Here is a 7,694-nt window from a genome sequence, read left to right on the forward strand (position 1 = left end):
TCAGGGGCGGGGGCGCCGCATGCGGAGCCATAAATACGGTCGAGATGTAGCTGCTCGCAGAGTATCTCGCAGTAGCGGTCGACCTGCTCGATGGTTCCCTCGACGAACTGGAATCGGCTTGCCGCGCAGGCCTCCTGGTCAAGCAGCTGGACGTCGGTCGCGGCCAGTTCCGCTGTGGCGCTTAGCGTTTCGGCGCTGGCGTGTACCTCGCGCCCGATCATCGAGATCGACACCTTGGGGTCAAAAGTGATCATCTCGATGCCGGGCCCGAGGTACTTCACGACATTCTTGACCGCCGCCTCGCCGCCCCACACCACGATCTTGTCGAAGAATTGCGGCCGGAACAGGACGCTCTCCACCGACGCGTCGCCGCCACGCCAGTACACGGCTGAAAATGATCGCAGAACTGGGTGTTTGGGGTCTACGGCGGCCATGGTTCGCAGGATCGCCGAGGCGGTGAACAGATCATTGGCCGGTAGCTTGAGCACACTGACGCCTTTGCTCAATGCGCTGCGGGTGATCGTTGACCCGGTGACGCCAGGGCTGTTACCGGCGAGAATGTGCACCAGACGCGGAGGGAAGGCGCGGATTCGGACGTGGCGTCCAGTGAAATCGGTGAACTCGCGCCAGCCGTCGCTGACCTCATGCCCGCCCAATGTTCGCTCCACCTCGAATTCGAGGGCCTCACGGCGAAAGTAGCCTTGCAGTTCGCGGTAGATGTTCTCGACAACGCGGCGCGGCAGCGGATTGACCGCGGCCGTCGCGTCCACGGCCGCCGCCATCCATGGGTTGGTGTCGAACGACAGCCGCTCGCCGGTAGCGACCAGGAAGTCGATGATCTCGCGCAGCGGCACGTCGTACATCGGTGGTAGCTTTTCACGGGGATGCACCAGCCCATCGAAATCGAGACGCGGGGTGAGGAATGTCGAACCGGGTGTCCCGTGCTCGACGACGCAGTCGTCGATGAATTGTCCCGCGACCACGTGCGGTACCCGCAATGCCGCGGCCTTGCTCACGGCGGTTTCGTCGGTCTTCACGCGGTGGCCTCCTACCTATGCCTCGATCACGCCACGGATGTAGCTCGACATGGTCCCGGCGCAACTGAGCTTGTCGTCGCCCCCGGGCAGGTCGGTGTAGCGGACCACCTCCGAGATTGATGGACTTGGCCGGCCGCATGGGCATGCACCGGTGTGGACCATTACCTCGTCGCCGGTGATGACCCCGCCCCAGCGGGCCTCGGTCGCGATGTCGAAGAACGCCAAGCGCCCACGCACGTCACTGGAACCGTCCGGCTCGAGGAGCTCCTCCCCGTTCTTGTCGAGGATCATCATGCTGACCCAGGGCGGACGGTGATAGCGCGACGCATCGCACCATAGGAACTGGGCGGAAAGCTCAACCATGCCATAGGCGCGGTGATAGCGCGACAGAGCGAGGCCGTAAAAGCGTTCGACTTGTTCACGGAAGTCTGCCGGCAAGACGGCGCCCTTGAGTCCGCCGCCGACGAAGATCGTCGACTCCGGGTGCAGCGCACCGTCTCTCATGCCGCGCCGCCGAGCCTGCTCCATCAAAAGGAAATGCGGCAGCCACAGGCCGACGATCATGACGGGTTCGTCTTGGTGCGCGGCGAGGGCGTCGACGATGTTTTCAATCGACTCGCGCATGTGTTGCTGACGCGCGGCGACCGCTTCTTCGAGTTCGCGAATTGCGCTGGGGCTCGCGGTGCCGTCGGCGACCTGGCATCGCAGTTTGGCCTGTCGCTTGGTGTCCGCTTCGGTCAGGGCGAGTTCGGACAACCAATAGGTGGCGCCCGGAGTGCCGAACTGCTCTGCGATTGCTTGCATCACGCCGACGAAGATGTGGGTGCCGTTGCGCGGCCCGAGCAGGAAAACGGGCCTGCGTTGCCCCGCGGGGATGTTCTGGGTCAGCCGCATGTTCGCAACGACGTTGTCCTTGGTCAGCTCGCGGTCCCACTCGTTGCGGTTGAGAAAGGATGTCTTACCGGACGTGCCGCTGGACAGCAGCACGTGATGGCCATGTTCGCTCAGCCGGGCCACCCAGGCGTCCGTGTCGGTGACGTCTCGGAGATCGATGGGACCGACTCTCGTCGTCGACAGTGTGTCCAGCCAGCGGTTCATCATGGCCCATTTATTTTGGGTGACAAACGAAGCCGGATAGCTCTTGTACGTCTGGTGGGCAAACAGCAGCGGGACCAGGTCCCGCAATGTCGAGATCTCGTGTATGCCGAGGTCACTCGCGCGGCGATCGAGTACCGAGATGTCGCCGCGGCGCCGGACGAAGAGTTCCCTGATGGCGTCGAACTGGAGGGCGTCGATGCCTGGTCCGCCGTGCGAGTACGGATCAGGCTCGCTGACCAGCCTTTTGAGCTGGTCGGCGGCCTTGCCGGAGAGCGTCGGAGCGAGCGTCATTGTTCGTCCTGTCCTGGCGAAATCCGGGAGCTGGGTTAGAAGCAGACCGAGCGTTCGGTGAGGCCGTAGCCGACCTCGCCGTCCCACTCGAACCGAGTCAGCCCTTCGATCACGAGGTGGTGGGCGTTGGGGTGAGTGCCCAGGGACCACTCGTTCGGTCCGGTGAAGCTGTACGGGATTGCTTGCAGGATTTCGGCTTTGATCACACTCGGTCCATCCGGCCCGACAAAGCACAGCTCGTGCGAATCGAACACCTGCGACGGGTCGTCGATGCGGGCCGTGGGGCGCGTCAACTCGACCGTGTGGAACCCGTCCTTGTCGCCTACCACGACATAGAGGAACGGGGGGCCGACCTTAGTGTGGACGTCCATCACCATGAACAGCCTGCCGCTGGGGAATTCGCCGTGCGTCCAGACGTGGTTGTTCATTTTCAGAATGTCGCGTGCTCCGACCGAATGATCGCGTAGGCCGGTCCCGTTGAACTCATAGCTTTCGGATCCCAGCGCAAGATGGGTCGCGTCGAACGAGACGCGTCCGCTGAATTTGCCGTGCTGCTCATAATGGGCCCGGGCCCAGAACTGGTCGCCCATGTCGCCGATGTCGAAGACGGGTCCGATGTTGTCGAACGTCAAGTCCGCGTCGACGAACACGTGCGAGTCGTCGGCGATCGGGCCCGCACGTAGCTGGTCACCCGTGACCAACAGCGCCGCTCCACGAAAGCGCTTGCTCCACCGTTCCCATGGCTTGACGACTTCGAACCGCAGCGCGTTGCTGCCCGGGCCCTTGTCATTGCTGTCCCAGGAAAAATCGCGGGCCACCAGGAAACGGTCGCCGGGAAGGTAGCAGGTGAACACCCCTTCCCAGACGTTGTAGTTGAACGGCATCCGGCTGAGGTGGAAGAAGAAACCGACACCGGTCGACGGGTCGAACGCCTGCGTCAGATAGTTCTCCGACCACAGCGGAATGTCGCGAACGGGCTGCGGCAGCTCATCGCTGTCCTTGAGGTACGACGGGTATTCGGCGGGCGTGGGAGGTGCGGACAAATCGGTCATTCGTGCTCCTAACGCGTGGCTGGTGGGACTTCGGTGCGACGACCGGATGAGTCGGACGACGCAAGTCGGTTGGTGAGTCGAATAGGGGAGTGACGCCACCCCACGATCGGCGCGTTGTAGCGCGGCAGGACGAGCGTTGATGTCTGGCGCAGTGCCACGCGGTCGGCGACAGTGCGCGCCACCAACTCCGGTGAGAGCACGGGCAGTTTGCCGAACTTGTCGGCCAGCGCGCTGACAGCCGGATCCTCTCGGAACCCCGAATTGATCTGCGTCCCAGGGATTTCGCCGAGCACGACCAGCAGCACCGCGACGTCGTCTCTCGACCGCCGTAGATCGCCCTGCAGGTCGAGGGTAAATTTGGTCAGGCCCGCCTTGGCCGCTACGTAGGCTGGCAGGTTGGGAATGCCGAGTTCCGCCACCATCGACGAAACGTTTACAACGGTGCCGCCGCCCCGCTCGAGCATGCCGGGCAACGCCTGTCGGCACAGCTCCATGGGCGCCAACAGGTTGACGTTGATCTGGGTCTGCAGGTCCGACCGGGACACCGAGTCGATCCGCCCGGCCGTGACAAGCGCGGCATTGTTGACCAGAACGTCGATGGGGCCGTTGGCCTTTTCGACCCGGGAGATGAAGCCGTCCAGCGCATCAAAGTCGGCAAGGTCCAGCGGAGACGCGGTCGAGCCGGTGGAGGCGGCCACGGCATTGAGTTGGTCACTGGGCCTGGCGGCCAGGGTTACCCGCGCCCCACGGCTCGAGAATTCATTCGCCATCGCGGCCCCGACACCCTTCGAGCCCCCTGTGACAAGCACCTGCTTGCCGCGCAAGTTCACTGGCTTCGACACCTGCACCCCGGCCTCTCAGTCTGACAACTGCGATAAGAATTCAACAATAACGCGAATTTGTCAATCGTCAATCGGGCTTGCGGGGCCGGTCACCTGCTGTGTGTTCGACGGGTCGACCACGGTGTCGAGCCGCGACAAGGCATCATCAAGTCCAGGCCGTTCATCCCAAATGCCTGAGTGTTCAGGGGGTTACGCCGTGTCATAGCTGCTGCGGCCGATCATTTCGATCCAGAGCTGAGCAATTTGCATAGGCAGAGGGTTCCTCGATGGGATACAGTGCCTAACCGATATGGAACTTGAGTTCCGTAGCTGGTGCGGTCCGGCGCCCGACCCTGATCGACACGTGCGTTGACAAAACATTCAGAGTCTCGGGATTCGGCGTGGCGGGCCGGGCAGGAGGAGGTGCTGGTGTTTCGGCTTTTCAAGAAGGTGTGGATCCCGCTACTTCTTGTCGTCGTGGTGGTGCTCGGCGGTTATGTCGTACTTCGGGTCCGCGCCAGCTTCGGTGCCAACGCGCATGCCGCAACCAGCGACGCCAACGCCGACGACACGAAACCCTTCAATCCGAAACACATCACTTACGAGATCACGGCAGCACCATCGGCCGGCAGCATCAGCGTCAACTACCTGGATGAGAACGGGCAACCCCACCTCGTCGAAAACGCCCCGCTGCCATGGTCATACACCATCGTGACCACCCTGCCGTCGATGTCGGCCAACATCGTTGCCCAAGGTGACAAGGCCATGCGCAACATCCGATGCCGGGTCATCGTCGACGGCCAAGTCCGCGACGACCGCACCATCAACGAATACGAACCCTTCATCTACTGCTTGGTGAAATCTGTATGAGTAACGCGCCCGCACCTCGCTCCCGCATCGCCCGCCTGATCCGCGCCCTGCCGGTGCCGATCATCCTGTTCTGGCTACTCGTCGCGCTCGCGACCACGCTGTTCACGCCCGAACTCGGCGAGGTGGCGGGGAAGCACTCGGTGCCCATGACTCCGCGGGACGCGCCGGCGTTCAAGGACATGATGAACATCGGCCACAAGTTCCAGGAGTTCGACACCGACTCCACGGCCATGGTCGTGTTGGAAGGCGACGACAAGCTCGGCGACAGCGCCCACGTCTTCTACAACAAGATCGTCGCCAAGCTCAAGGCCAGCAAGCACGTGCAGAACGTGCAGGACTTCTGGAGTGACCCACTGACCGCCGCCGGCTCCCAGAGTCCGGACGGCAAAGCCGCCTACGTGCAGGTCTTCCTCGACGGTGCGCAGGGGACCACCCCCGCCCACAAGTCGGTCGCCGAGGTCCGCAAGATCGTCAAAAGCGTCCCGCCGCCACCGGGCGTCAAGGCTTACGTCGCCGGCAACACCGTGCTCAACACCGACACGCTGATCGCCGCGCACAACAGCATGAACCTGATGACGTTGGTCACGATCGGCGTCATCTTCGTGATGCTGCTCTTCATTTACCGTTCGCTGAAGAACGCGATCCTCGCGTTGTTACTGGTCCGCTTCGAGCTGTATGCCGCAGAGGGCATCGTGGCGACCGCCGGAAATCTGAACATCATCGGCCTGACCCCGTACGCCGTCAGCATGGTCACGATGCTGACCATCGCCACGGGGACTGACTATTTCATTTTCCTGTTGGGCCGCTACCACGAAGCCCGATCCCGTGGCGAAGATCGAGAACAGGCGTACTACAGCGCTTACAACGGCGTCGTGCACGTCATCCTGGGGTCGGGTCTGACGATCGTGGGCGCCTGCCTGTGCCTGACCGCGACCAAGCTTCCCTACTTCCAAACCATGGGGATTCCGTGCGCCATCGCCTTGGTGGTGACGATGCTGGCAGGTCTGACGTTGGCCCCGGCTCTACTCGTAGTCGCATCCAGATTTGGCTTTTTCGATCCGAAACGCCAAGTGTCGGAACGGGGTTGGCGCAAGATCGGAACCGTCGTGACCAGGTGGCCGGTACCGATCATAGTCATCGCTGCCTTCATCGCGGTGATCGGTTTCGTCAGTCTGACGACCTATATCCCGAGTTACAACGACAAAAAGTTCACCCCGCCGGACATCGCGGCCAACGTCGCCCAGACCGCGGCCGAGCGACATTTCTCCCCGGCGCGGATGAATCCGGAATTGCTGATGGTCGAAGCCGACCATGATCTGCGCGATCCGGCAGACATGTTGATCATCGACCGAATTGCCAAGAGCGTCTTCCATGAGCGTGGCATCGGGCGGGTGCAAACCATCACCCGCCCCCTCGGGGCGCCGATCGAGCACAGTTCACTACCGTTCGTGATCGCCATGAATAGTTCCAGCACCCTGCAGACGGCGAAATTCATGAACGACAGCATGGCGTCGATGCTCGAGCAGGCCGACGAGCTGGGCAGAACGATCGCCGTCATGGAGCACATGTACGGCATCATGAAGGACCTCACGGCCACGACGCACAGTCTGGACGCCCGAACGCACGACCTGGTGGACACCACCAACAAGCTGCGGGACCGCATCGCGGATTTCGACGACTTCTTCAGACCCATTCGCAGCTATTTCTATTGGGAGAAGCACTGTTTCGACATCCCCGTCTGCTGGTCCACGCGATCCCTCTTTGACGCGCTCGACGGCATCGACGAGATATCCGACAAATTCACCGGGCTCACAACCGATTTCGACCACCTCGATCGGTTGATGCCCCAACTCCTCGTCGATTTCCCGAAGACCATCGATTCGATGAAGGCCATGCGGGACTTCATGCTGTCCACCCACAGCGCGACGGCAGGCATTCAGCGGCACATGCAAGAGGGCGCCGAAGGTTCAACGATGATGGGCAATTACTTCGATCAAGCCAAGAACGACGACAGTTTCTATCTTCCGCCGGAAGTGTTCCAAAACCCTGACTTCAAGCGCGGACTGAAAATGTTCGTCTCGCCGGACGGCAAGGCCGTCCGGTTCATCATCACCCACCAGGGCGACCCCGCCTCGGTGGAGGGAATCCGGCACGTGCAGGGCATCAAGCAGGCGGTCGCGGATGCGATCAAGGGAACTCCGCTGGAATCCGCGAAGGTGTCGCTGGCTGGCACAGCGTCGATGTACAGCGATATGCAGGACGGGGTCGTCATCGACCTGACGATCGCCGGGATCGCGACGCTGATCCTGATCTTTTCGATCATGCTGCTAATCACCCGTAGTTTGGTGGCATCGCTGGTGATCGTCGGTACGGTGCTGGCATCGCTGGGCACTGCGTGCGGTCTGTCCGTGCTGCTCTGGCAGGACATCCTAGACGGTATGGGCAGGCTGGGGCCTCGCTGCATGTGATCGTGGGTTGCCGACAGGAATCAGGTCCTGGCCGGTAGAGCCACAGATGTAGGAGGC

Annotated in this window: 7 protein-coding genes; 3 read left to right on the forward strand and 4 right to left on the reverse strand. The window is 62.2% G+C overall.

The features are described 5' to 3' along the window. Both AC2VON_RS25065 and AC2VON_RS25070 read right to left on the reverse strand, forming a co-directional pair. On the reverse strand, window positions 1-854 hold an 854-nt coding region (locus AC2VON_RS25065), incomplete at its 3' end, for an acyl-CoA reductase (protein ID WP_486955233.1). A gap of 198 nt (window positions 855-1,052) precedes the next feature. Continuing rightward, window positions 1,053-2,222 carry a hypothetical protein gene (locus AC2VON_RS25070; RefSeq protein ID WP_486955234.1) on the reverse strand — a complete coding sequence of 390 codons (1,170 nt, stop codon included), beginning with the start codon at window positions 2,220-2,222 and terminating at the stop codon, window positions 1,053-1,055. Window positions 2,223-2,234: 12 nt separating this feature from the next. On the opposite strand from AC2VON_RS25070, the gene AC2VON_RS25075 reads away from it, so the two are divergent. Continuing rightward, entirely contained in the window at window positions 2,235-2,465 is a 231-nt protein-coding gene (locus AC2VON_RS25075; RefSeq protein WP_486955235.1) for a hypothetical protein, read from the forward strand. Here AC2VON_RS25075 and AC2VON_RS25080 read toward each other — a convergent pair. Both AC2VON_RS25080 and AC2VON_RS25085 read right to left on the reverse strand, forming a co-directional pair. Next, window positions 2,462-3,478 carry a hypothetical protein gene (locus tag AC2VON_RS25080; protein WP_084027694.1) on the reverse strand — a complete coding sequence of 339 codons (1,017 nt, stop codon included), beginning with the start codon at window positions 3,476-3,478 and terminating at the stop codon, window positions 2,462-2,464. The genes AC2VON_RS25075 and AC2VON_RS25080 overlap by 4 nt on opposite strands. A gap of 8 nt (window positions 3,479-3,486) precedes the next feature. Continuing rightward, complete coding sequence (locus AC2VON_RS25085; protein ID WP_486955236.1) at window positions 3,487-4,302, reverse strand: SDR family NAD(P)-dependent oxidoreductase; 816 nt, start codon at window positions 4,300-4,302, stop codon at window positions 3,487-3,489. 426 nt (window positions 4,303-4,728) lie between these two features. Between AC2VON_RS25085 and AC2VON_RS25090 the strand changes: the two genes are divergently transcribed. Together AC2VON_RS25090 and AC2VON_RS25095 are read left to right on the forward strand one after the other, a co-directional pair. Beyond that, complete coding sequence (locus AC2VON_RS25090) at window positions 4,729-5,169, forward strand: MmpS family transport accessory protein (RefSeq protein ID WP_139809207.1); 441 nt, start codon at window positions 4,729-4,731, stop codon at window positions 5,167-5,169. Beyond that, window positions 5,166-7,637, forward strand: a complete 2,472-nt coding sequence (locus AC2VON_RS25095) for an MMPL/RND family transporter (RefSeq protein ID WP_486955237.1) — start codon at window positions 5,166-5,168, stop codon at window positions 7,635-7,637. The genes AC2VON_RS25090 and AC2VON_RS25095 overlap by 4 nt, the downstream gene beginning before the upstream one ends. Window positions 7,638-7,694: the final 57 nt, after the last annotated feature.

The sequence above is a fragment of the Mycobacterium sp. TH-M82 genome, from assembly GCF_057473605.1.

Bases quoted from the DNA above. Each gene is read 5' to 3' on its own strand.
- AC2VON_RS25080 (WP_084027694.1), bottom strand. From the start codon at position 3,478: ATGACCGATTTGTCCGCACCTCCCACGCCCGCCGAATACCCGTCGTAC.
- AC2VON_RS25095 (WP_486955237.1), top strand. From the start codon at position 5,166: ATGAGTAACGCGCCCGCACCTCGCTCCCGCATCGCCCGCCTGATCCGC.